Here is a 23048-nt window from a genome sequence, read left to right on the forward strand (position 1 = left end):
CCGCATTCCCGCACTCAAATGCTCCGCACGCATGCCGACGTGATCTGCCGCAGCACCATGGCCGACACGATCGGAAACGAAAATCCCCCCGGCCGGCAACGGCCGGGGTTGCGCTGCTGACAGCCACGCGGCCCAGCGTCTTCGCATGGCCGCCGCCCTTGTTGCTGCAGGCACCGATTGCATGAACCGGACGAATCGTTTTCCCGCTGCAGCGCAGGTCATGGCGGCGATTCGAAGCCATCGGCAAACAGCGGGTCACTCCGATGCTCGATCGCACCCATGTCGCATACCACGCTGCCATCGAGGTCGCCGTCCTGCGGCCGCGACACACCGCGCTGGTCCACACCCGCACACGACAGGTTCACCCCGGCATCGACGACCGGACTCCCTGCCAACGGCAGATGCACGGCGAGGCGAGCGCCGGGGCGCGTCAACGGCTCCAGCATGGGATCGACGCCAGCGAGGTCCCCCGGCAGCAGTGCCGCATTGCAACCGGACATGTCGCCGACCAGGGTGCCGCCGTTGGAATGCAGCCTCTGGCTGCAGTTCGGCCCACCGATGCCGGCACTGTTGCCCGCGAGAATCGTGTTGGTCAGCGCGATCGGCTGTGGATCGAAATGCACCTCGGAGATGCCGCCGCCGAAGTTGTTCGCGTGATTGCCGACAATCGTCGATTCGCGGATATCGAAGGTGCAGCCACCATCGTTGTAGAAAGCACCCCCGGAGCCTGCGTGGTTGCCACTGATCGTCGAATTGGTGATCGTCACGTCACAGGCCATGTTGGCATGCAACGCACCGCCGAGCTGCAGCACCTCGTTGTCGATCACGCTGCACCGATCAAGCACCACCGACGCGCGTTGGCCGGTGTGGCTCGTCGACACATAGACACCGCCACCGCCTCGCGCGACGTTGCCCTCGATCAGGCAATCATGCAGTTCCAGCGCAGTCCCCGGGCCAATACTGGCGATCGCACCGCCATTCGCGAACCCTTGCACGCCGTCGATCGAGGCATTGGCGAGCAGACTCACCGCGGCGCCGAGCACATGGCCTTCGTTGAGGATGCCGACTCCGTCGAATCGGGCCGCACAATCGCGGACGGTGACGCGCAACAGCGACAATCCGGCACCTGCGGCGACCTGGATGCAGCCGCCACGCGCACCGCCCGGGTGATCGGCGCGACCATTGCGCACGGTCAGGTCCTCCAGTCGCAGGAGGACAGGGGAAGCCGAACGGTGGACGTCGAACGCCCGATCGAGCGCGGCGCCGTCGATCACCGTCTGCGCCTCGCCGTCACCGCGAATGAGTACATCCTCGGTGATGTCCAGATCACCGCTGGCGGAAAGATCATCGCCTCGACCCGCGAGCGCGAGCACATGGATACCGGCAGCCAGCGTGATGACATCAGCACCAGCCAGCGCATTGGCCTCCTGGACTGCCGCGCGCAAGCTGCACGAGGACCCGGAGACAGCGCCATTGCACACCCCGTCGCCCGGCAGGGAATCGGTGAAATCCGCGGTCGTATCAACGTGAAATACCGCAGCTGACACGGGCATCGCCAGTGCGCAGAGCAGCATGGCCAGCACTCGCGCACGCCCGATCGGACCCTCGCGTGAAGGACCTCCGACCCGAGTCATCCCCACCTTCCCGATCATGGCCGCGAAACGTCATGCATGCGCGGACCGCGGAGCCCCCTCGGCCTTGCCGACGCCATGCGCTGCGAACCACGTGCGAAACCCATCGCTGCTGCTGCGCGCACGGCACCACCGCAGCGACTGGCGTGGCGAGGCGTCATTCCGCAGGCGCAACCGTCACGAGCAGGTGCGCTCGGCCCCGCACGCTCACTGGACAAGCCTTTCGTTGGTGAGCCTGTCGAGATCTTGGGTGAGCTGTGTGTCGAACGACACGCCATGGAGCCGCCACTTCGGACCAGGCCGATAGACCTTGAGCTCGAAACGCAGTGGCTGTCGCTCGTATCCCACGATGAAAATGAGATGCGCGTAGCGCGTGCCCACCTTCTGATCCACGGCAAGTTCATGATAGACGTACTTTCCCGTCATCTCGTCGAGCTTGGCGAGCTCGGCTTTCAGGTTCTTCACTGCATCGCTTTTGGGATCGACCCAGGGATTCGTGGCGTACAGGTGGTCTATCGCGGCTGCGGTCTCGCCTTTCGCGATTAAACCGAAGAACCGGTCGGGGATCCCGTCGTAGGCCTGAGCGCAGACGGTGTTCGAGGCGATCAGAAACAGGATTGCAACGATTCTGTGCATGGAAGGCCCCCAGGCAAAGCCGCTGGTCGCAGCATCGTGAAGGTACCACGGCGAGTTCTCAGCCACTGGGGCCGTGCGCCTGCGCCAGGGCGATGAGCAGTCGAGTGCGCCAACCTCGCCGGATGCGGGAGGCCGGGGGCTGTGCGGCGGCCGCCTGTCTGTGAACGACCCGGCATCTCCATGGCCGCTGAGCATGCGCGGATGCGTATGTCGCGCGGAGGGTCGGCAGCGTGCCGGCCCCACGCACCAAGGAGACCCCGACATGTCCATCGACACACTGCTTCGCACGCTTTGCGTGTCTGTGCTGACCGGCCTGGCAGCCACCCCGACCCTTGCGCAGGGCCCCACCCCCGATGCTTTCGGTCAGGACGGAGTCATGGCACTCACGACCTGTACCCCAGTCCGCGTCGCCTTGTTCGACAACCGTATCCATGTCCGTTGTTCAACGCCGGTGAACGGAATCATCTACTTCGCTGCTCCGACCCAGAACCACAACCGGGTCAGCCGGCAGCTCGCTCTGATGTCCATGGCGCTCGCCAGCGGCCGATCGCTGGTCATCGAATACGATCCGGCCGACACCAGCGGCACCGCGATCGGCTGTCAGGCCAGCGATTGCAGGCTGATCCGCCAGTACATCGAAGTCCAGTAGGGACCCGAGCGATGAAAATCCCACTCCTGTTCACGGGACTGCTGGCACTCGTCGCCCTGCTGCCGGTCGCCCAGCCTGCGCATGCCGGCCTGTTCGGCATGCAGGGGGTTCGGTCCAACTCGGTCTCGGTCTGCTTCGTCGGCAACGCGGTCACTGCCCGGCCGGCTCGCGTGGCGCAGATCCGCCAGTACATCGCCCACTTCGAACGGACTGCCAACATCCGCTTCGTCTACTGGGGCACATGTCCGTCTTCGATACCGCAGCCGAACGGCAACGACTGGTTCGATGGCGACATCCGCATCGTCATTCCAAACACGGACGTCAACGCCCTGGGCATGGTGCCTGGGCAGGGTTGCCCGATGTTCGGCGGCGCCGGAAATTACAACGGAGACAACGACGGATGGGGAAGCTGGTCGAATTTCCCGAACGACCTGGCCCCTCACCGCCCCTGTCTGTACAACATGAAACTCGGCGACGACCCTTGGAACAGCACGCCGTATCTGAACCACACGCTGCACGAGTTCGGTCACGCGCTCGGCCTGGCCCACGAGCATCAACGCACCAATGCCACCTGCCCCGGGCCGGGCACCATCGCCAACGGCTGGCTCACCGGTTACGACATCGATTCGGTGATGCACTATGCGTTCTCCGCCTGTGGCGTGCAGGGGAACTACGCGCACACCGGCCTGTCGGCCCTCGACAGCCTGTCCGTGCGCATGTTGTATCCCGAGGACGGGCGGCCGGCGCAGATCGTCGGGACGACCCTCGTCGCGGTCGGCAGTCCGATCCTGTTGCAGTTCGGCTGGCGCCATGACGGCGCCTACATGCCCTTCGTTGCAAATTCCATGCAGTGGCGGATCAACGGCAGCCTGCACTCGACGGCAGTGGACTTCCAGCATGCGTTCGCAGTTGCGGGCGACTACACCGTGGCGCTCACGGTGGTCGACTTCCTCAACCGGACGCATACCGGCCAGACACTGGTTCGCGTGCGCACACCGCAACAGATCCAGGCGTTGACCGAAGCAACCAACGCCATCCATCAGCATCTGCTGCTCGGCCCGGAATGGTCGATCTTCTACGATGGCTTCGACGGCAACTGAGATCCCTGCAACTGCAGCCGACCCGCCTTCGATGCCGCCGTTGATGTCATTGCCGTCGGTGTGCAGAGAATCTGCCGATGCCCCAGGGCGCAGACTCGCCCCCTGGGGATGCCCTGTTCCGTTCCGCAATGGCGCCATGACATGCGCAATCTCCGCACGACAGACGGCCAGTCTGCCTTCGCCGTCGCGCCTTGATCTGCGTCCACACAGGACGGTGATGCCGTTGTGGGATTGAGCATCCCTAGTCTCCAGCCGCCACCAGCCGCGCACGCAGCGCTGCCCGTGTGGCCGGCAGGCGGTCGGGTGGAAACACGGCGTCGGATTGCCTCACCAGATCGAATGCGGCCGCACGGCGGCCGCGCGCGGATTCGATCCTTGCCAGCGCCAGTGCGGCATCGGCCACGCCGTAGGGGTAGCGATCGCGCATGACCCAGCGCTGCTCGAGCACAGCGCTCGTGCGCTGGCGCGCGGCATCGAAGTCGCCATTGGCCAACTCGAGTTCGGCCTGGATCAGCTCTAGTTCCTGCCGGTGCAGGTGGTCGGGCGGCAGGGTCGCCTCCAGTTTCGGCCGCAACGTCGCCACGATCGCTGCGGCCTGGCCATGGCGACCGAGCAGGATCAGGCAACGTGCCCTGCTGGCGGCGACCAACCAGCGATCCAGGTGGTCGCCCGTGTAGACCCTGGCATGGATGGCCTCGATCCAGTCCAGGTCGACCGAGGCGCGCTCCGGCTCGCCGCGCAATATGGCCATGCTGGCGCGACCGCTCAGCGCCGCTGCGACCAGAACGTGATCCTCGCCATACAGTTCCAGCAGGCGCAACAAAGCCGCCTCATAGCCGTCGTGCGCAGCCTGCCAATCACCGCTCCGCGCGTCGATGCCGGCCAGATTGAGTTCCAGGTTCGCCAGCATCGGGGGCGAGCCGGGTTGTTGCCGGAACACTGCCAACGCATCGAGCAAGTGGGCGCGCGCGGCAGTCATGTCACCGCGGCCGAAGCTGAGCACGGCCAGGGCGTTGTGTGCCAACCCGGTCTCGGGATGGTCAGGCCCCCAGGTGGCCAGCAGGATGTCCAGTGCGCGGCGGTACATCGATCCGGCCTGATCCAGATGCCCGCGCTGGCGTTCACTGCCGCCCCAGTTGCGCAGGGACTGCGCAACCAGCGGATGATTCGCGCCGAGCAGGGACTCGCGCAGCGCCAGCGCGCGCTGATGGTACTCGGCGGCCTCCTCGTGCTGGCCGCGCATCGCCGCGATCACGCCCAGGTCGTTGTCGATCTGCGCCAGCCGGGTGTGCCGCGCCCCCAGGCGTTCCAACTCGATCACGCGCACCTGCCGCAGGGTGTCCTGCGCAGCGACCAGGTCACCACGTACCTGTTGCAGGTTGCCGAGAGCATACAGGTCATGAGCGACGGCGGCACCGTGCCCGCCCTCGCGCGCGCGATCCAGAACCAGAGCCTGATCGATCGCCTCCTCGGCCGCATCGAATCGACCTTCGGCCTCATCGATGCCGGCCTGAACCAGAAGCAGCCGTCTGCGTCCGGCCTGGTCGTCAGCCTGTGCCAGGAGTGCCCCGGCCGCGTGCAGGTCGGCACGTGCGCGCTCGATGCGACCATCGCGCAGCAACAGTTCGGCCCGATCCAGCAGCAATGCCACGCGGTCGTGCCGGGGCAGCGCAGCTGCGTCGCCATCGTTGAGGACACTATCCAGACTGCGCACGCCATAGTCGTGATCGCCAAGCTTGGCCGACAGCGCGGCGATGCTGCGCACAAGCTCGCTGCGCAGCGCCGGTGAGCCGGCGAAAGCACTGATCGCGCGATCACCACCGAGACGCAGCAGCGTGCTGGCGGTGATGGCGGCCCGACCGCTGGCATCGGGATCACCAAGCTCGAACAGGCTCAGCAGGAACTCCTTGGTCTGGGTCGCGCGTGCGGCTTCGATCTGCGCCCGCCGCGCTTCCGACAGGGCATACAGCACGGTTCCCGCCAGAGCCGCCACGGCGACCGCGGCAATCGCCACCGGCAACTGATAGCGGCGCAGGAAGCGACCGATGCGGTAGCTCCACACGCCACGTCGTGCCTGCACCGGCTGAAACGCCAGATGGCGGCGAATGTCGGACGCCAAGGCGTCGACCGATCCGTAACGGCGCCTCGGCTCCTTGGCCAGGGCGCGCAGGACGATGGCGTCGATGTCACCGCGTACCCCGGCCGCCGAAATTGGGCGATCGCTGGGCGTCATCCCCGAGGGTGCCATCACCTCGCGTTCGAGCACGGCCCGGAGCTCGGACACATTGGAACCGCTGGCCGCACGGGCATCGGCGAATGGCGTGTCGCCGACGATCAGCGTGTACAACAGCACACCCAGGCTCCACACGTCCGCGCTGACCGAGGCCGGTTCGCCGAGGATCTGTTCCGGCGCCGCGTAGGCCGGGGTCAGTGCACGCCACTGGGTGTGGGTCTGCTCGCCATCGTCGATCGCCTTGGCGATACCGAAATCGAGCAGACGCACACGACCGTCCTGGTCCACCAGGATGTTCGACGGCTTGATGTCGCGATGCACGATCAGCTGCCCATGCGCATACTGCACTGCATCGCAGACGTCGACCAGCAGACGCAGGCATGCGCGCAAGCCCAGCTTCCGTTCGCTGCAGTAGCGGTCGATCGGGATGCCGTACACGCGCTCCATCGCGAACCACGGCTGGCCATTGTCGGCAATGCCGGAATCGATCAGGCGAGCGATGCCTGGATGTTCCAGCCGCGCCAGCAGGCGCCGCTCTTCGAGGAAGCGTCGATGCCGCTCGACGCTGTCCAGGCTTGCCGGCAGCAGCTTGAGCGCCACGTGCTGGCACAGGTCCTGGACATCGCGGCTTGCGGCATAGACCACACCCATGCCGCCGCGCCCGAGCATGCCGGTGATTCGGAATGGTCCGACCTTGTCGCCGACCGCGAGTTCGGATGCAGACACCGCCGGTCCGACCCGGTCGATCCAGGTCGGGCCGCCGGCGACCGCCGCCAGCAACTGGCGCAAACTGTCGGCATCGTCGGAATCGAGCTTCAAACCCGCCATCCAGGCCGCCCGCTGACCCTCCGGCAGTTCCAGCGCCTGGTCGAGCAGCGCCGACAGATGCGGCCAGCGTTCAGGCCGTATGGCCATCGTCACCTCCCTGCAAGGTGATGGCCAGCACTGCCCGCGCCTTCTGCCAGTCGCGTCGCACGGTGCGCTCGGATTGTCCGGTCAATGCCGCGATTTCAGTCAGTTCCAGTCCGGCGAAGATGCGCAGCTCCGCCACCTGCGCAAGACGCGCATCCAGCTGCTGCAAGTGATCGAAGGCTGCCGCCGCATCGAGCAACTCGTCCGGCCACGGCAGCGCCTGTGGCGAGATCGGACCGACATCGATCGGCGGCGTTCGTTGCTGCGCGTTGCGGCGACGCAATTGGTCGATGACGATCTGACGCATGGCCTTGGCCGCCGTGGCGTAGAAGTGCTTGCGGTTGGCATAGCCTTCCAAACCATCTCCGGCCAGACGCAAGTAGCTCTCATGCACCAGGCCGGTGGTGTCGAGCGTGGCGCCGCGGCCCAAGGCACCGATGCGGGCCCGGGCGATCAGCCGCAGCTCCTGGTAGACCCGCTGCCACAGGCGCTCGCCGGCCACGGCATCACCGGCCGCCCATGCGGTGATCAGGTGGGTCAGATCGTGCGAGCACGCCACGGCACGGGCCTTGCGACGATTGCCGACTGCGCGAGCATACGCCCGTCGGATGCGCGTGCCGTACCGGAGCACTGCGGCACAGCGGCGCAGCGGATATCCGCCCCCCGGCCGACTTCCGTACCCACCCGGCGTGCCATCCGAGCGCAGACCGGAGCCGAGTTCATGCCGCAACAGGCAGACAGGCCGACCCTGCAACCCGTCGCTCATCGGAAAGCGCCATGCCGGCCACCGGCGTGATGGCGGGGGCTTGCCTCACGAGGTTCGACTGGCGCGAACAAGGGTTGGCGGGACAGTTTGAGCCACGCCGCCATGGCGAACCCATGGCAATTGGCAGCGACTGTGTTGCCGTGCCCTGCTTCAGTCGTCGAAGGCGTGATCGAAGATCAGGTCGAGTTTCGCGCGCACCATCGTCACATAGCCATTGCCGGTCGAGTTGTCCTCGAAGAAAGTGCGGCCAAGCATCACGAGGCCGGAGCCGGTGTAGGCCATGGCGTGCATCTGGTCGTAGTCGTCACTCTGGCCTGCGCTTTCCGGATCGACAATCGTGAAGCTGTTCCAGCCATTGTGGCCGAATGCCGTGTCGATCGACCCGTCACTGAACGTGCGGATCAGGGTGAACCGCGTGCGATGCGTGAACGGCGCGGCGATCGGGAACGATATCGCTCCGATCTGGATGCGCCGATTCGGCAGCAGCGCCAACCCATCGCGCTGCTCGAAAAACGGAAAGATGCTGCCCATGCCGCTGAGCATGAAAAGGCGGATGCCGAACGAGGGCACCACCTCTCCGGAGCTGTCCAGCCGCATCAGCATGCGGCAACAGTTCGAGTCTCCCGAGCTGCCGATCCCGGAAACGACCAGGCTGCCATCGGCATCGAGCGCCATGGCCGTGGCGTAGAGCAGATCGTCCCCGGGCCGTGGCGCGATATCGACGATGCCATCGCCACTCCATGACGGATCGAGCGCGCCGGCCTCGGTGTACTGAGCCACGATGAGACTGGGGCCGAATACGTTGCCGCGCGAGCCACCGACGAGAATTCGACGATCCGGGCGCAGGACAAGCGCATAGAGATCGGCGGTGCCGTTGGTCGTCGGCACGACGACCTCGACGCGACCGTCGATGCCGAAGCCGGGATCAAGCACACCCTGTGCATCGAATCGGTAAATCGCAAGCTCCGCCCCCTCCTTGCCGGCCAGCACGAAGCGTCCGGCCGAATCACGCGCAAGGCCGGCTGCGCGGAAACCATGCGGTGGCATGTTGCCGGCGCCGAATGTGGTATCGACGCTGCCATCGCCACGCACGTGAACCAGGCAGTTCGATGCCCACACGATCGCACCCTCCGCGCCATCGTCCAGCAGCATCACGTTGCGCGAATCACCGCAGGCCGGCACCGTGATACGGCCGTCGCCATGGCCGCCCAACGCGTCCGGCGAGCCGTTCGCCAGCATGCGCCCGACCCAGACGCTGCCGTCATCCATTGGCGCCGCCCACAGGAAGCGTCCGTCCGGAAGCATGGCCAGATCGCCCGTCGGTCGGCTGCCATGGCCGCCCTGATCGCTGGGTCGGGTCAGGGCAACCTGGCCGCCGTTGCCAAAGGAAGAATCCACCTCACCATCGAAAGGCAGGGCCGCCGACGCGGACAGTCCCACGAGCACGACGACCAATCCAAGGATGCAGCGCATGCGAAGCTCCCCGAGGTACAGGACAGGCATGGCAGCTTAGTGTCCGGCGGGCTGAATCGGGTTGCATGGGAGTCGGCTACGGGCCGCGAACAACGAAGCGCTGCGCGCTGCTGCGAACTCGTGCGAACCGGATCGAAAAGCCTGCCGATGTGCCATTCGGCACCGGACGTTCGAACAGGTTCAAAGTGGTAACCGCACCGGCGCGCAGGGAGCTGGTGCGGCAGATGACAACGAAGGGGTTGAGCGAGCGCCGCGCCCTGGCGCAGGGCCGGGTCTGACCCCGCCAGGGTCGTGGAGGGCATCGGACCGATCCCGACACAAGGCATCTCGTATGACCGATCGTGGCCCTGCCGCATGACCTGCCGGTGCGCGCTCCTCTACGATGGGAGCGACGGCGACGGTCTTGCGTCGGCACTTTGGGCTGCAACGCCGTCGCCATCGCCGATCGCGCCCCCGGGCGCACTCTTGAAGGAGCCTGAACATGTCTCGCATCGCGCATCTGCTGAGCGGCATCGCAATCGCTGCCACGACGCTGGGCCTGACCACACCCGCCCAGGCGCAGCAAACGATCGAATGCCGCTCCAATAACTACGGTTACAACGAGTGCTATGCGGGCGACCTGTCGTCCCCGCAGCTGATCCACCAGACCTCCAGCAGCGCCTGCATCGTCAACCGCAGCTGGGGATTCAACCCGCGCCAGGGCTATATCTGGGTCAATGAAGGTTGCTCCGGCGTGTTTGCCGACGTTGGTGGCTACCACCATGGACGCGGCGATACCTGGGACCAGGGGGCGCGCCACTACGATGACCGAGGTCACGATGCCGGCGCCATCGTTGGCGGCATGGTGTTGGGCGCCATGCTGGGCGCAGCGGCCCGCGACGATCACGACGCGCACCGGCATGCGCGCGACCGCCGCTCGGAAGAGATCGACACCCGCCCGCAGTTCGACCGCGACGGTAACCCCAATTTCGACGTCCACGGCAACTATCAGGGCTGCCACGGCCTGGGCTGTCAGGTCGACAACCCAGACCGTTGAGCGCCGCCCGAATACCCCATCCGCGGAGAAACGACATGACCCAACCAAACCGAGTTCTTTTTCGCCTGGCCGCCGGACTGAGCGCCGCACTGGCGCTGCAAGCGGCGCACGCCGCCGACGACCCCTGCTTTCAGAAGGCCCAGTCGCAGGCCGCACTGAACCAGTGCGCCAGCGCCGCCTACCAGCGCGCCGACGCCGACCTCAACCGGCTCTACCGGCTCATGACGGCGCGCCTGAGCACAGACGACGCGGCGCGCAAGCGTCTGGTCGATGCGCAACGCAAGTGGCTGCAGTTTCGCGATGCCGAATGCGCTTTCCAAACCATTCGCACGGTCGGCGGCAGCGTCCAGCCCATGAACGTCAGCAGTTGCCTGACCGATCTGACGCGCGAGCGGGTGACGGACCTGCAAAAGCACCTGGACTGCGCGCGCGTCATGGGTGAAGGGGGCGCCTGCGCCGTGCCGCCGCAGAGCTGAACTCCGCCCCCATCGCGGGCGGCCCATCCCGGCCGCCCGCCGTTGCGCGCATGCCTTCGGCCGCAGTCCTGAGCCACGACATCTACCCCCACATCCGGGTGGTGCCGGGTGAACCGGAACGACCAATTCGGACGGCTGGCGAAGTCCGCAGGAACCCCCAACAACACGCGGGAACCGGCGCAAACAGACAAGAAAAAGCCCCAACTGACAACAGTTGGGGCTTCAGTATTGGTGGTGGACAGAGGCCGGTCCAATTCCGTCTCTCTCACTCGAATAGCAATGCAGCGGGCGTGAGCGGCAATGGGCGGATCAAAGAACCGCTTCCAGTCCCTTGCGCTCAAGGATGTCCAGCAGTTTCTGCGACGGCCCGCTGGGGCGCTTGTCGCCCACCTCCCACTTGCGGACGGTGGACGTGCTGGTGTTCAGAACACTGGCCAGCACGGCCTGGCTCAGGTGCAATCGCTCGCGCAGCGCCTTGATCTTTTCGGCGTCGTAGTCCTGTACCGGCTCCAGGCACAGCGCGTCGTATTTCTGCATCTTGCGCTTGTCGATGAATCCCAGGCGATGCAGATCGCTGGCCGATTCGTGAACGGCTTCGAGGATGCGGCTCTTGGTCTTGGTGGTCATTGGCAAATCTCCTGCAAAGCGCCGTCGGCAACGGCTTCATCCAGTTGCTGACCTGTCCGCGCCAGCAGGTCGGCGGCGAGGATCTGCAAGCCTTCGAGCTCCTCGTCGCTGACGTTCGCCCGCTCGTTCTTCTCGAAGCCGAACACGAAGAACCAACGGTTGCCCTTGTTGGTGGCGACCAGCGTGCGCACGCCGCCACGCTTGCCGCGCCCCGCCAACCCGACACGTTTCTTCACCACGCTGCCGCCGAGGTCAGCGTCGATCAGGCCGGCCGCCATCTCCTGAACGGCCTTGCACAGGACGGCATCGGTGAGCTCCGTCTTGCGCATCCATCGCTGGAAGTGGCGAGTCTTGAATACACGCGTCATCGGGTGTATTGTGCCACCGAGTGGCATAGATTGTCTACCAACCTGTTCCGACGCCCTACTCAGCCAACATCACAACTCAAAACTGCCTACGGCCGGCGCACCCGAATCGACGCGATACCCCATCGCCCGATAGCCGCGCTGGCGTTTGTCCCACATCCGCAGCAAGGCCGGATGCCCCGTGTCGACGAGATCGATGATGCGCACGTCGGTCTTGCTGGCGTGGTCCCGGTGCAGGCGACCGGCGTATTGCTGCAGCGTGCCTTTCCACGAGACCGGCATCGCCAGCACCAAGGTGTCCAGTGGTGGGTGGTCGAAGCCTTCGCCGACCAGCATGCCGGTGGCCAGCAACACGCGCGGCGCGCCCGGCGACAAGGCATCGAGCGCAGTGATCAGCGCGGCGCGCTGCCTCTTTGACATTCGGCCGTGCAACACGAGCGGCTGCGGCACCTGACCCGCCAACGCGGCGCGAATGGCGTCGATGTGCTCGGTGCGCTCGGTCAACGCCAGCACCTTGCGGCCTTGCCGGAAGGCGTCGGTGATCGCACTGGCGATGGCTGCCGTGCGGGCCGCGTCTTGTGCCAGATGCCGGAACACATCCTGGATGCCCGCCTCCGCTGGCAGAGCGATCGGCGACTCGATGAACTGCGGCGTGACCGCCAGATCGTGCGGCGCCTCAAGCGGCTGCGCCGCCTTGTGCCGGGTCGGTCCGCATTGCATGAAGATGATGGGCTGTTGCCCATCGCGGCGAATCGGCGTTGCCGTCAGGCCGACCACGTGTTTCGCCTTTGCACGCCGCAGGATGGCATCGAAGGACGCTGCACCGACATGGTGGCATTCGTCAACGATCACCTGCCCGTAGCTTTCCACCAGTGGATCGACATCGCCTTGACGCGAAAGCGATTGCATCACCGCGATATCGATCTGGCCGGTGGGCTTGTTCTTGCCGCCGGGGCGTAGCCAGACTTGCCGCTGGTCTTGCTTTCCCAGCGGATCGGATACACATTCATGCGACCGCGAAACAACGTTCGGAACAGCGCCACCTTCTCGTCGGTGGTCAGCCGAGAGAGCTCCGCAACCGTCTGCGTCTGCGTCTGCGTCGGCAAGCGCCACGCGATGCCGTGCGCGTCCAGCAGTGCGGTCAGGCGCGGGTTCTCGGCGTGCAGCGATGTCAATGCATCGGTGTCGATCATGCCAAGACCGCTTCTTGAGCAGCGGCATCGCTCGCAGCGCCCCTGCATGCCTGCGCAGACGGCCCACGCGAGAAGCACCCATCGAGACTGCCGCAAGCAGGCAGGATGAGCTTACGTCGCTGCAGGCAGAACGGCAGCACCCACAACCGCAGTCCTGACGATTTCGCAAACTCGAACACTGGCAGTGCCTTGTGCAAGGCATCCGTTTTTGGGTAGATCAGCACCACGTCCCCCTGGCCGTCGAGGTAGTTCTGGCCATAGGCGTGGAGTTGGTAGAAGTCGCCCTGATCCAGGCCGTATTTGTCTGAACCCGTCGCCTGCTGGCCATCGATCAGCTTCCACTTGGTATCCAGCACCAGACGATTGGCCTTCACCGCCTGCACCAGCAGATCGGGTTTCAGGCGGAACCAGTTCTGTTCGAGGTGCCTGACCAAGGAAAGGCTGCGGGCCTGCGTGCGCAGCGTAAAGCCCTGCCGAATTTGCCGTGCAAGGTGCTTGGCGACGAAGGACTCGAACACCGCCTCCATCGGAAACAGCAGAGACGGCGCTTGATGACCGCCCCCGCCCGTGAGCGGTGATTGATCTTCAAGGATCAACCGAGCCCACGCCAACGCCCCTTCGTAATGCGCCATGCCTCGATCCAGGCGCACGCGCTGAAAGTCCGTGGCGGGGTGTTCCGATGCCGGCACGTCGGCAAACACGAAACACAGCTCGCGCGCCAGTTGCTGGTTGGCCTGCGAGGCTGTCCAGGTGAGCACTCGTTTGAGCGCCGCGTGCAGCAAACGGTTCTCCGGTCGGTTGGGCGAGAACTCATCGAACTCGGCAAAGAAACGGTCACGCCGACACAGGTTGTGCCGCAGGTGTGCCGCCATTTGCAGCTTGCCGCGCAGGGCAAACAGGTTGTCTTGCTGCGCCCTGTAATCGCTGCGCAGGCCCCGTTTGACGAGATGCTCAACAGCACGAAGGAATTCCGCGATGAACACTTCCAGCAAGGGCATGCGGGTAGCGAACAGCTTGGCGCTGTCGGTCTGGATGTGGCGAAAGCCGCCCAGGCAGCGCAGCATTTCGATCAGCAACTGACGCGCCTCGACATCGCCCCCGCCAATGGCTTTGCCGACTTTGGGCAGCACTTCGATCTGGTAGCCGTCCGGGGCCCGTATCACCCCGACGAAGTTGGTCACCTGTACGGCGCGTCGCCCACGTCGCTGGGTCAAGCGCAACCAGGGCGTTTCACCCACCTCGGCCAGACGCAGCGCCTGCGCTTCCAGCCAGGCAAACACCTGCGGCGGCACCGTGCGCAGTCCCGCGCCATCGGTGACACCGGCGGCGGCAGCCACCAGCGCCTCGAATTCGTAGATCGGGGCGTGCGCCATGCGTCCCCCTCAAGCCAAGGACTGATAGATGCCGAGGTAGGCGGCCGGGTTGGCGAATGCCGAGGGCTGGGGTTGATGGCGGCGCTGGGTGGTGTAGCTGTCCAGGCCGTGATCGTCGCCAAACAGGTCATTCAATGCCTGCTCGTGGGCATCGCTCTCGGTGATGAACTGGGCGGCATCGGGCTTCTGGTTGTCGCCCAGTACCAGCCGAATCTTGCGCCAGTCCTCGAAGAAGTATTCCTCCAACAAGGGCAACACGCGATTGCGAAAGGTATCGGCCAGGGCCCCGAACCGCTGCGCGCCATCCGTCGTGCTCCACAGGTGGGTGAAGTAGGCGTGGCCGATGCAGTGGTCGCGGTCGTACAAGGCCTCGATGCGTTCGTTGATGCGCTCCAGCATCCGGCGTACGTCGATCTCTCCAGCGTCCGTGGTCACTACCAAGCCGGCCAGCGGCGCGCTGTGCGGCTCATCGGGTACTTTCACGGCGCGCGTGTCAGGCAGCAGCGACACGAAATCAAAACGGCGGCGCAGCGCCGTATCCAGCAACGCCAGCGAACGATCCGCCGTGTTCATCGTGCCGATGATGTCCACATTGGCAGGCACCGAAAATCTCTCGCCCGAATAGGCCAACGTCAGTTCAATAGGCGGCTTGCTGCCATCCTGCGGGTCGCGCTTGTCCGGTTCGATCAGAGTGATCAGCTCGCCGAAGATCTTGCTGATATTGCCCCGGTTGATTTCGTCGATGACCATGGCAAAGCGCTGGTCGGGCGCCTGCCGGGCCCTACGGCACAGCTCCTTGAACGCGCCGGGGCGAATTTCGTATTCCACTTCGCCTGCCTCGGCGTCGCCATTCAGCACGGGGCGCAAGCCCTCGACGAACTCCTCGTAGCCGTAGGACTGGTGAAAGGTCACGAAGCTGTAGCGCTGCACCGTGGCGGTGTCCTGCTGGCCTGCCTTGAGCTGATCGACCAAGCTGATCAAGTCGGCGCAGGCATCCTGCCAGTCACCCTCGAGATGCCAGATGGAGTCGTTCTGCTTGTCGAAGATGGCGGGAGCTGTGCGCCGCTTGTATTTGACGGTCTTCGACTCTTCTACGGTATGCGACTGCAAGTTGGCCCACACGGCTGCCCTGATGTTTCGGCTACTGCTGCGAGCCGCCACGGCTTTGACGAAGCGGTGCTCCAGAAGCTGGCTAACCGATGCACGCTTGCCCAAGTCATACAGCGCCGCCGCTACAGCTTCCCACCACGTCAGCGCAGCAATCCTTTCTGCAATGATCTGCGTGCGCCACTCTTCGATTGACACTGACGAGGCCTGGGTTTCGTAATCGCGCTTGAGCAGCTGCATCAGCGTGTAGGTTTTGCCGGTGCCGGGCGGGCCGTAGTAAATGCGGTTGAAGCAGGTGGCGTTGCGCTTGTTGCCCGTGCCCGGTGTAGCGACCTGCGGCGGTGCCGCGCCATCGCCCAGGCTGGCCGCCTCTATCGGCTCACCGGCCAGCGCGGCCAATTCGGCCAGATCGGTGCCGAAAAAAGGCTTGAGCAAGGTGGATTCGAATTCCGGCAGATCGTGTGGTGGAACCAGCTTGAAGGTGGAGCGGTAGTTGGGTGTCCATCCCTTCTGACCACCCTGGTAGCCGCCTTGCTTGGTACTCTGCATGAGCACTCGATAACGGCGCTGAACCGCCCCGGGAAACGTGGAGGCTCCAACTCTTGAGAGAATGGAGCCATGAACAAGTCGAAGAAGTTTTCCCCTGAGGTCCGCGAGCGTGCAGTCCGGATGGTGCTGGAGCATCGCGGGGAGTACCCGTCGCTGTGGACGGCCGTGGCGTCGATCGCCCCCAAGATCGGCTGTGTGCCGCAGACGCTGCTGACGTGGGTGAAGCAGCACGAGGTCGATGCGGGGACGCGCGATGGCGTGACGACCGCGGACGCCAAGCGGATGAAGGAACTGGAGCGCGAGATCAAGGAACTGCGCCGGGCCAATGAGATCCTGAAGCTGGCGAGTGCTTTTTTCGCCCAGGCGGAGCTCGACCGCCGGCTGAAGCCCTGAGGACGTTTGTCGCCACGCACCGGAGCACGTTCGGGGTCGAGCCGATCTGCAGGGCCTTGCAGATCGCCCCGTCCGGCTACCGGCGACACGCGGCCCGCCATCGCGAGCCTGAGCGACGCCCGGCGAGGGCGAAGCGCGACGAGGCCCTGATTCCGGAGATCCACCGGGTATGGCGGGCCAACCTGCAGGTCTATGGCACCAACAAAGTGTGGCGACAGCTCGGCCGTGAGGGCATCACGGTGGCTCGATGCACGGTCGAGCGACTGATGCGCCAGCAGGGCCTGCGCGGCGTGATGCGCGGAAAAGCGGTGCGAACGACGATCAGTGATCGCAACGTGCCGTGCCCACAGGACAAGGTGAACCGGCAGTTCCGCGCCGAACGGCCGAACCAGCTGTGGGTGTCGGACTTCACCTACGTTTCGACCTGGCAGGGCTGGCTGTACGTGGCCTTCGTCATCGACGTGTTCGCCCGCCGCATCGTGGGCTGGCGGGTCAGCGACTCGATGCGGACGGACTTCGTACTCGATGCGCTGGAGCAGGCGCTGTACGCACGCCAGCCGGAGCGTGACGGCACGCTGATCCATCACAGCGATCGGGGTTCGCAGTACGTGTCGATTCGCTACAGCGAGCGGCTCGCCGAAGCGGGCATCGAGCCGTCCGTTGGCAGCCGAGGAGACAGCTATGACAACGCGCTGGCCGAGACCATCAACGGGCTCTACAAGGCCGAACTGATCCACCGCCGTGGCCCCTGGAAGACGAAGGCGGCGGTGGAACTGGCGACGCTGGAATGGGTGTCGTGGTTCAACACCCAACGCCTCCTCGGATCGATCGGCTATATCCCGCCGGCCGAGGCTGAGGCAAACTACTACCGGCGACTCGCAGAAGCCAAGGTCGCTGAAACCGTGTGACTTAAACCAAACAGCCTCCACGAAAGCCGGGGCGGTTCAGCGCTGCAGCCAACCGTCACCCTTGGCACAGGGCTCCGGCGCCGAGATGAACTGGCCCACCAGTGGCAGGCTGTCGTTGCCATGACAGAGATAAAACAGATCCCCCACTGGCGCTTCCTGAAAATCCTTGCCCTGTCCCTTGGCAGTCTCACCGTGCATCACGCCTAGATCGGCCTGCAGGTAGTGCTTGCGTTCATCGGCAGAAAAGTCATTCAGGCCGTGCGAGAGCTTCCAGATCGCCAGATTCTTCTGGCTCCAGGCCTCCCACACCTGCCGGCCGAATTCCAGAATGCCCAGCCCCTCGGGTCGCTGGGCCAACGCGGCCTTCTGCAACGCGGCCATCGTCTGGCTGGCCGTGCCGCCCGTGAACACCGCCAGCGGCGCACGCTTGAAGATGTCCACGATCACCGGCGCCTGCCGGTTTTGGTAGTGGAAGGCGATCTTCCACTTGGTGGCCTCGCCCAAGTGATCGAAAGCCTCGATGCCGTCCAGGTCGCCGTTCGCAGCCAAGGCCGCGACCTGCACAACATAGCCGCGCACATTCTCAAAGGCTTCTTCGGCCGTGGCACCCAGTGAAGAGTACCAGCCGTGGGCATCGGAGTAGCTGCGGTTATCCGCACTCTCGCGTGCTTCAAGATTTTTTCGCGAGAACACGCCGAACTTGAATGCCGAGCCGCCCCAGATGCTGCCCAACTCGTCCAGACGCGATTCGATCCAGTAGGTGAAGCTGTCCTTCGATCCCGCCTGGCTGTAGTCGTCCAGGGTCATCGTGGCCAGACGGGAGGCGGGCCAGACGCTCAGGAATTCATCCCACAGGGCGTATTGCTTTTGGAAGTCGCTCATGCGCTCGGCTCCTCCGTGGCGGTGAACAGGGCGGCCTCGAAGGTGGCCCAGGCGGATTGGCGCAGGGTGGCGGCTTCGGTGCGTTTGTTGGCAGCATCTGCACGTGATGCACCGATGTCATCAACGAGTCGCTGTTGCTCAATCAGATCAGGCAAGGGAAATCGAATGTCCAGCAGTGCTGGTTTCGATATGTTTTTCATCGTTGGTGAAGTACCCGTCAAGCGAGATTCAATGTGCTCCCGCACGACACGTAACTTCATCGCTTCCGCCAAGAAGCGCGGCAGCAATGGACTATTGGGGCGGAAGCGAACTCGGAAAATCTTGTCACACAACAGCAGCCGGGGTGGCGTTGCTTCAACGTGGGCACACGCACCAACGTAGCGGACGACATTCGCACGGCTGATCAGCACGTCACCTGCCTTGACTTCGTATTCAGGACGAGGCTTCAGATTCGCGGGCAACTCCTTGTTCTCGACCGCGTCGAAGGTGCCAAACGACACAGCACCGAGCTTGAGTACCCCCCACTTACCTTCACCGGCAGGATGGTCATGACACTTGGGGCTCCAGCCGTTTTCAAGATCAACCACCAAATCGCCAAGGCGAGTCAGCGGCCAAGAGTGCTGCTGGTCTGGCCCACTGACCGCATTCCGCAAAATGCTCTCGTGACTCCACCGCTCCACATCCTTGAACCGCGCCACGAACACCGGACGATCCGGCAAGGGCGGCGGCGGGGCCACGCCCAGCGCGGTTTCAAATGCCTTCCATCCGGCGCGCTCGATGGCGTCGGCTTCCTGCTCCAGTTGGTCGGCGCGGTGGAGTGCCTCGGTGTAGGCATTGATCAGTGCATCCTGTTCCTCCAGCCCAGGCAGCGGGATTTCAAGGCTCAGAAAACCCTCTGGCGTGACCCGTTTGCGGCCACTGGTGCCGGAAGCCTTGCGTTGCAGATCGGCCCGGAAGTGTTCGGCGCGCAGCAGGTGATGCAGAAAATCGGCACGCAGCTTGTCGGCATTGGGCGTGAATACCGGGTACTCGCTGGTGACGACCGCTTTCGGGATGCTGTCGGGAATCAGGCCCACCGCACCGTTGCGGGCATCGATCTTCGAGAACGCGAGATCGCCGGGGTAGGCGGCGAACATCGCGCCCTTGAACACTTCGGTGCGTTCACGGGGTAGCACCTCGCCCGAGAACTTGATGGTGATGGCTTGCCAGTCGCCCAACGCGCCATGGACGCGCACCGGTTCGCTGCGCTGCACGAGCACATCACTCAAGGGGCGTAATGGAAAGCCGCTGGCCCGCGAGATCGCGGCGGCACTTTCAATCCAGCGCTCGATCTCCCTCCACCGCCGGATTACGCAGTGGAGGGCTCCGGAAAATTTGGCGTGGCCTCCGGCTGCGCGCCTTGCGCCAACCAGTGTTCAAACTCGCGGTAGGCCTTGAGCAGATCGGGCAGATCGCTGGCCACGCCCTCGCCGGTCTCGCCGGTGGAGGTGATGCCTACGGTCTTGGGCGCGGCAACGAACACCGGGTAGTCAAACAGTTCGCGCACACGCGTCCACAGGGCGGCGGTGTGGGCTTCGTCGATGGCCTTGTACCGGGCCTTCAGTTCCGACAGCAGGGCATCGCTGTGTTTTTGCACGCCCGCCAGCGCGACGGTTGCCTGCTTCTTGAGTTCGGCGACCGCCTTCTTGTGGTCCTTGGCGACTTCGCCCTGCCAAAACGGTTTGCCTTGCGTGGTGGGCATGGCTTGCCGCGGGTAGGCCGGGGCTTCGCCACGCTGCCAGCGCGGCAGGGTGCGCTGTAGGCCGAGAGCGTCCAGGTTGGCCAGCAGGCGTGTGGCGTCATGATCCTCGCCGCTGGCGATGCGCGGGGCGTAGCTGCCGTGCGCGTCGTTACGTTGGGTATCGAAACCGGCGTCCAACTCGGTATGGGCCTGTGCCCAGACGGCTTCCCACTGCGCGGTTTCCGCCTTGGTGAATTTGCGCAGAAAGACCAGCGAAGCTTTGACGGTGGCGTTGCTGGATTTGAAAGTTTCTTCCGGCAGGCTGACCACGGCCAGCAGCTTGGCACGCCCTTCTGCCCAGCGGCGCAGCCAGGCCAGCGAAGGGTTGTTGAGGTTGCCGTCGGGCAGCACGATGCCCATGCGCCCGCCGGGTTTGAGCAGGTTCAGGCAGCGTTCGACGAAGATCAGCTCGGTGGGCCGATTGTTCTTACCCTTGCCGATTTCGAACAGATCGAGGATGGGTAAGCCGCACTGTGGGTCGCTATTCCGGCGTTTCTGGGTTGCCGCCAACAATAGTCGGTCATGACTATTTCGCCAGGCTGCTCCGTATCGGGTTTCGCATCGCTTGATGTATTCTTCATCGGTGGGCACCCGAGTTTCCGTGCTACCCCCCACACGCTGGTCTTCGCCGACATTGGAGCCGAATGGCGGATTGGTCAGCACGAGGTCGAAGCGGCCATTGAAGATGCCGTTGATGTCGAGCAGACCGTCGTGGTAATGAATGCCACCATGCCCGTCGCCGTGCATGATCATGTTCATCTTGGCGGTACGGGCTGCGCGCGGCTCGGCGTCGGTGCCGTAGATGCACTGCCAGGCCAGCCGCCCCACTCGGGTGTCGATCGGCTTGTTGTCGTCGCCGCTGGGCAGTAGTTGATGGTTGAGGCGCGAGAAGGTTTCTTCGATCTGACGCTCCTCCTCGTCTTCGGGCAGGCCAAGCGCTTCGATGCGGGCGCGTTCTTTGTCCTTCTGGAGTTGAATGTTCGCCACAATCTGGGTACGGACGTGCTCGAAGGCGCGGATCAGAAAACCGCCGGAGCCCGATGCCGGATCGCAGATGAGCTCCGTTTCCTGCGGGTTGAGCAGGTCGACCATGAACTCCACGACCGGGCGTGGCGTGAAAAACTGGCCCAGTTCACCCCGGAAGGTGGTGCCGAGGAATTTTTCGAAGGCCAGGCCCTTGATGTCGTCGCCGGTCTTGGACAGGTCAAAGCGCTCCAGTTGCTTGACAATTCGGCGGAAGGTTTCTTCCGAGATGTCGAGCTTGTCGGCGGCGGTGAACAAGTCGTCGGCGCGATAAAAGGCCTTGGTCTGATCGAACAGACCATCGTGCACGGCGGGGTCAGTGGGCAGGCGCACGCTGGCGCGGCGGTTCAGGTAGTCGATGGTAAAGGTGCCGTGCTGGCCGGAGCGTTCGACGTACATCTTGATGAAGAGGATCTTCGAGATGGTGTCGAAGGCCCGGCCCGGGTCCATCTTATGCACGTCGCGCAGGATGCTGTGGCAGACGAACAGCAGATCCTGGAATTCTTTGCGATTGAAAGCGCGCAGGCTGTCCAGCACCTCTTTCAGTCGTTTGGCATCGCCCCAATCGGACGCCTTGGGAATTTCATTAATGGCAACGAACTCGCCCGGCGTGCGCGCCACCAGTTTGAAGACGGCGGTGTGGCGCTGGTTGGTGGCGACGAAGATTTCGCAGCCGGAGGCCACGGTGTAGGACGCGGCCTGGTAATAATCACGCTCCTGAATTTCGATAGTATCGGTCTTGCATTCGACGACAAGGACGGGGAAACGCTTGGCCGTGCGGTCGTCCACAGACTGCCAGATGACGATGTCAGCACGCGGGCTGCGATGGCCGTGCTGGGTGCGCTGCTCCTGATCCATCTGCTCCAGCGCGTAGCCGTAGTGCTCGACCAGCGTGCGAATGAATTTCTGGCGGACGATTTCCTCAGGCTTGGCGCTGGCGTCGCGCCATTCCTTGCGCAGGGGAATCCACAGCCAATGGCCTTCCTGGTGCAGCGCATCCGGCTCCGGCGGAAATGGCAGGCTGGGGGTGTGGGTAGGTTTCTTGGTCTTGGCCATGTCGTCGTTCACGTTCAATCCGGTTTCTTTTCCTCGTCGGCGCCACCCGCGCGCACCCAGTCGTCCACCTCCGTCACCTTGAACTTCCACAGCCGCCCGACGCGGTGTGCGGGCAGGCCCTTGCGGTCGATCCAGCGGTAGATCGAGTCACGCGTGACGCCCAAGTGTTCGGCGATCTGTTCGACGGATACCCAAGGTTCGGTCACGGCATGCTCCAGAGGCAGGCAATTGGATGGCACAAAATCGCATCCAATCGCAAAGACGCCAATCTAACAGGGAATCTCTGCGCGAACCACGAAACGCTTGGCTTTCGGGCCAAACAGCGCGTTCATCGAGCTCCACATCACCATCCTTGAAGGAGCACGCGATGAGCAATTCCCTAACCCCGACCCAGCAGACCATCCTGACCCATGCCGTCGGCCACACCGAAGGCCGGATCGAATGGTTCCCCGACCATATCAAGGGTGGCGCACGCCAGAAGGTGCTGGCGGGCCTTGCCAGACACGAGCTCATCCGGCAGGACGGCAAGCAGTGGCGGATCGCCGCCGCAGGCTATAAAGCTCTTGGCGTCCCGTACCCTGATGCCAGCAAGAAGCGCATCGGCAAGTTCGAGGCCAAGCTCGACCAGATCATCGCCAACGCCGAAGATGCCCCGCCTGTGCCGAACGACCCGGAGCTTGAGGCCGCAGTTGCCTTCGCCGAAGCCAGTTTCACACCGCCCGCCGCACCGCGCACGCGGGCGGACAGCGAGCAGGCCGAAGTGATCCGGATGCTGCAACGCCCCGAGGGCGCAACCATCGGCCAGATCTGCAGCGCCACCGGCTGGCAGGCGCACACGGTGCGCGGCACCTTTGCCGGGACCTTCAAGAAAAAGCTGGGA

22 protein-coding genes, 1 pseudogene and 1 other annotated feature are annotated in these 23048 nt (G+C 64.4%); of the genes and pseudogenes, 7 read left to right on the forward strand and 16 right to left on the reverse strand.

The features are described from left to right. Positions 1 to 218: 218 nt before the first annotated feature. Positions 219 to 1043 carry a right-handed parallel beta-helix repeat-containing protein gene (locus KF907_RS14825; protein WP_291221627.1) on the reverse strand — a complete coding sequence of 275 codons (825 nt, stop codon included), beginning with the start codon at positions 1041 to 1043 and terminating at the stop codon, positions 219 to 221. Between KF907_RS14825 and KF907_RS14830 the strand changes: the two genes are divergently transcribed. Continuing rightward, a complete protein-coding gene (locus KF907_RS14830) occupies positions 1044 to 1544 on the forward strand; it encodes a hypothetical protein (protein ID WP_291221629.1) in 501 nt (166 codons plus the stop codon). Positions 1545 to 1838: 294 nt separating this feature from the next. Here KF907_RS14830 and KF907_RS14835 read toward each other — a convergent pair whose 3' ends face one another. Continuing rightward, a complete protein-coding gene (locus KF907_RS14835; RefSeq protein ID WP_291221630.1) occupies positions 1839 to 2267 on the reverse strand; it encodes a hypothetical protein in 429 nt (142 codons plus the stop codon). 262 nt (positions 2268 to 2529) lie between these two features. On the opposite strand from KF907_RS14835, the gene KF907_RS14840 reads away from it, so the two are divergent. After that, a complete protein-coding gene (locus tag KF907_RS14840) occupies positions 2530 to 2916 on the forward strand; it encodes a hypothetical protein (protein ID WP_291221631.1) in 387 nt (128 codons plus the stop codon). 11 nt (positions 2917 to 2927) lie between these two features. Beyond that, on the forward strand, positions 2928 to 4016 hold the full coding sequence (locus KF907_RS14845) for a zinc metalloprotease (RefSeq protein ID WP_291221633.1): 1089 nt from the start codon (positions 2928 to 2930) through the stop codon (positions 4014 to 4016). A 241-nt stretch (positions 4017 to 4257) separates the two neighbouring features. Here the strand turns inward: KF907_RS14845 and KF907_RS14850 are convergent, their stop codons facing one another. The 3 genes from KF907_RS14850 to KF907_RS14860 all read right to left on the reverse strand — a co-directional run bounded on the left by KF907_RS14850 (position 4258) and on the right by KF907_RS14860 (position 9400). Continuing rightward, positions 4258 to 7164, reverse strand: coding sequence for a serine/threonine-protein kinase (locus KF907_RS14850; RefSeq protein ID WP_291221634.1), 2907 nt, complete (start codon positions 7162 to 7164; stop codon positions 4258 to 4260). Continuing rightward, entirely contained in the window at positions 7148 to 7927 is a 780-nt protein-coding gene (locus tag KF907_RS14855) for an ECF-type sigma factor (protein WP_291221636.1), read from the reverse strand. Before KF907_RS14855 ends, KF907_RS14850 begins: the two co-directional genes overlap by 17 nt. A 150-nt stretch (positions 7928 to 8077) precedes the next feature. Beyond that, positions 8078 to 9400 (reverse strand): NHL repeat-containing protein, encoded by a 1323-nt coding sequence (locus KF907_RS14860; protein ID WP_291221638.1) that lies wholly within the window; start codon positions 9398 to 9400, stop codon positions 8078 to 8080. Positions 9401 to 9881: 481 nt separating this feature from the next. Here KF907_RS14860 and KF907_RS14865 point away from each other — a divergent pair, with 481 nt between their 5' ends. Both KF907_RS14865 and KF907_RS14870 read left to right on the forward strand, forming a co-directional pair. After that, positions 9882 to 10436, forward strand: a complete 555-nt coding sequence (locus tag KF907_RS14865) for a DUF3011 domain-containing protein (RefSeq protein WP_291221640.1) — start codon at positions 9882 to 9884, stop codon at positions 10434 to 10436. Between the two features lie 35 nt (positions 10437 to 10471). Beyond that, positions 10472 to 10912 (forward strand): lysozyme inhibitor LprI family protein, encoded by a 441-nt coding sequence (locus KF907_RS14870; protein WP_291221642.1) that lies wholly within the window; start codon positions 10472 to 10474, stop codon positions 10910 to 10912. A 309-nt stretch (positions 10913 to 11221) separates the two neighbouring features. Here KF907_RS14870 and KF907_RS14875 read toward each other — a convergent pair whose 3' ends face one another. The 7 genes and pseudogenes from KF907_RS14875 to KF907_RS14900 all read right to left on the reverse strand — a co-directional run bounded on the left by KF907_RS14875 (position 11222) and on the right by KF907_RS14900 (position 16126). Beyond that, positions 11222 to 11539: a helix-turn-helix domain-containing protein gene (locus KF907_RS14875; RefSeq protein ID WP_291221644.1), complete on the reverse strand. Its 318-nt coding sequence runs from the start codon at positions 11537 to 11539 to the stop codon at positions 11222 to 11224. Beyond that, entirely contained in the window at positions 11536 to 11907 is a 372-nt protein-coding gene (locus KF907_RS14880; RefSeq protein WP_291221646.1) for a type II toxin-antitoxin system RelE/ParE family toxin, read from the reverse strand. The genes KF907_RS14875 and KF907_RS14880 overlap by 4 nt, the downstream gene beginning before the upstream one ends. Positions 11908 to 11976: 69 nt before the next feature. Continuing rightward, positions 11977 to 12681, reverse strand: coding sequence for a DEAD/DEAH box helicase (locus tag KF907_RS14885; RefSeq protein WP_291221648.1), 705 nt, complete (start codon positions 12679 to 12681; stop codon positions 11977 to 11979). Between the two features lie 30 nt (positions 12682 to 12711). Continuing rightward, positions 12712 to 12813 (reverse strand): annotated as a pseudogene (locus KF907_RS15465) (hypothetical protein); the annotation flags it as partial. Further along, on the reverse strand, positions 12813 to 13097 hold the full coding sequence (locus tag KF907_RS14890; protein WP_291221650.1) for a TOTE conflict system archaeo-eukaryotic primase domain-containing protein: 285 nt from the start codon (positions 13095 to 13097) through the stop codon (positions 12813 to 12815). The pseudogene KF907_RS15465 and the gene KF907_RS14890, both read right to left, overlap by 1 nt. Next, positions 13094 to 14470 (reverse strand): McrC family protein, encoded by a 1377-nt coding sequence (locus tag KF907_RS14895; protein WP_291221652.1) that lies wholly within the window; start codon positions 14468 to 14470, stop codon positions 13094 to 13096. Before KF907_RS14895 ends, KF907_RS14890 begins: the two co-directional genes overlap by 4 nt. A 9-nt stretch (positions 14471 to 14479) precedes the next feature. Then, complete coding sequence (locus KF907_RS14900) at positions 14480 to 16126, reverse strand: McrB family protein (RefSeq protein WP_291221654.1); 1647 nt, start codon at positions 16124 to 16126, stop codon at positions 14480 to 14482. A 69-nt stretch (positions 16127 to 16195) separates the two neighbouring features. On the opposite strand from KF907_RS14900, the gene KF907_RS14905 reads away from it, so the two are divergent. Further along, positions 16196 to 17427 (forward strand): IS3 family transposase gene (locus KF907_RS14905; protein ID WP_472843823.1). Its coding sequence is split into 2 segments (ribosomal slippage): positions 16196 to 16475 and positions 16475 to 17427, totalling 1233 coding nucleotides; the frame shifts between segments, so codons are not numbered across the junction. Next, positions 16474 to 16590: a sequence feature (AL1L pseudoknot), on the forward strand. Its footprint overlaps the gene before it by 117 nt. Positions 17428 to 17463: 36 nt before the next feature. Here KF907_RS14905 and KF907_RS14910 read toward each other — a convergent pair. The 4 genes from KF907_RS14910 to KF907_RS14925 all read right to left on the reverse strand — a co-directional run bounded on the left by KF907_RS14910 (position 17464) and on the right by KF907_RS14925 (position 22374). Next, positions 17464 to 18309 carry a hypothetical protein gene (locus KF907_RS14910; protein WP_291221656.1) on the reverse strand — a complete coding sequence of 282 codons (846 nt, stop codon included), beginning with the start codon at positions 18307 to 18309 and terminating at the stop codon, positions 17464 to 17466. Next, positions 18306 to 19577, reverse strand: a complete 1272-nt coding sequence (locus tag KF907_RS14915; protein WP_291221658.1) for a restriction endonuclease subunit S — start codon at positions 19575 to 19577, stop codon at positions 18306 to 18308. Before KF907_RS14915 ends, KF907_RS14910 begins: the two co-directional genes overlap by 4 nt. An 80-nt stretch (positions 19578 to 19657) precedes the next feature. Beyond that, a complete protein-coding gene (locus KF907_RS14920; protein WP_291221660.1) occupies positions 19658 to 22180 on the reverse strand; it encodes an N-6 DNA methylase in 2523 nt (840 codons plus the stop codon). Between the two features lie 2 nt (positions 22181 to 22182). Next, positions 22183 to 22374: a helix-turn-helix domain-containing protein gene (locus KF907_RS14925; RefSeq protein WP_291221661.1), complete on the reverse strand. Its 192-nt coding sequence runs from the start codon at positions 22372 to 22374 to the stop codon at positions 22183 to 22185. 161 nt (positions 22375 to 22535) lie between these two features. On the opposite strand from KF907_RS14925, the gene KF907_RS14930 reads away from it, so the two are divergent. Then, the coding region (locus tag KF907_RS14930) for a DUF3489 domain-containing protein (protein ID WP_291221663.1) at positions 22536 to 23048 on the forward strand (513 nt) is incomplete at its 3' end.

The sequence above is a fragment of the Dokdonella sp. genome, assembly GCF_019634775.1.
Taxonomy (GTDB): domain Bacteria; phylum Pseudomonadota; class Gammaproteobacteria; order Xanthomonadales; family Rhodanobacteraceae; genus Dokdonella.

Bases quoted from the DNA above. Each gene is read 5' to 3' on its own strand.
- KF907_RS14880 (WP_291221646.1), bottom strand. From the start codon at position 11,907: ATGACGCGTGTATTCAAGACTCGCCACTTCCAGCGATGGATGCGCAAG.
- KF907_RS14830 (WP_291221629.1), top strand. From the start codon at position 1,044: ATGGCCTTCGTTGAGGATGCCGACTCCGTCGAATCGGGCCGCACAATC.
- KF907_RS14870 (WP_291221642.1), top strand. From the start codon at position 10,472: ATGACCCAACCAAACCGAGTTCTTTTTCGCCTGGCCGCCGGACTGAGC.
- KF907_RS14835 (WP_291221630.1), bottom strand. From the start codon at position 2,267: ATGCACAGAATCGTTGCAATCCTGTTTCTGATCGCCTCGAACACCGTC.
- KF907_RS14900 (WP_291221654.1), bottom strand. From the start codon at position 16,126: ATGCAGAGTACCAAGCAAGGCGGCTACCAGGGTGGTCAGAAGGGATGG.
- KF907_RS14840 (WP_291221631.1), top strand. From the start codon at position 2,530: ATGTCCATCGACACACTGCTTCGCACGCTTTGCGTGTCTGTGCTGACC.
- KF907_RS14890 (WP_291221650.1), bottom strand. From the start codon at position 13,097: ATGATCGACACCGATGCATTGACATCGCTGCACGCCGAGAACCCGCGC.
- KF907_RS14895 (WP_291221652.1), bottom strand. From the start codon at position 14,470: ATGGCGCACGCCCCGATCTACGAATTCGAGGCGCTGGTGGCTGCCGCC.
- KF907_RS14875 (WP_291221644.1), bottom strand. From the start codon at position 11,539: ATGACCACCAAGACCAAGAGCCGCATCCTCGAAGCCGTTCACGAATCG.
- KF907_RS14910 (WP_291221656.1), bottom strand. From the start codon at position 18,309: ATGAGCGACTTCCAAAAGCAATACGCCCTGTGGGATGAATTCCTGAGC.
- KF907_RS14860 (WP_291221638.1), bottom strand. From the start codon at position 9,400: ATGCGCTGCATCCTTGGATTGGTCGTCGTGCTCGTGGGACTGTCCGCG.
- KF907_RS14865 (WP_291221640.1), top strand. From the start codon at position 9,882: ATGTCTCGCATCGCGCATCTGCTGAGCGGCATCGCAATCGCTGCCACG.
- KF907_RS14855 (WP_291221636.1), bottom strand. From the start codon at position 7,927: ATGAGCGACGGGTTGCAGGGTCGGCCTGTCTGCCTGTTGCGGCATGAA.
- KF907_RS14845 (WP_291221633.1), top strand. From the start codon at position 2,928: ATGAAAATCCCACTCCTGTTCACGGGACTGCTGGCACTCGTCGCCCTG.
- KF907_RS14850 (WP_291221634.1), bottom strand. From the start codon at position 7,164: ATGGCCATACGGCCTGAACGCTGGCCGCATCTGTCGGCGCTGCTCGAC.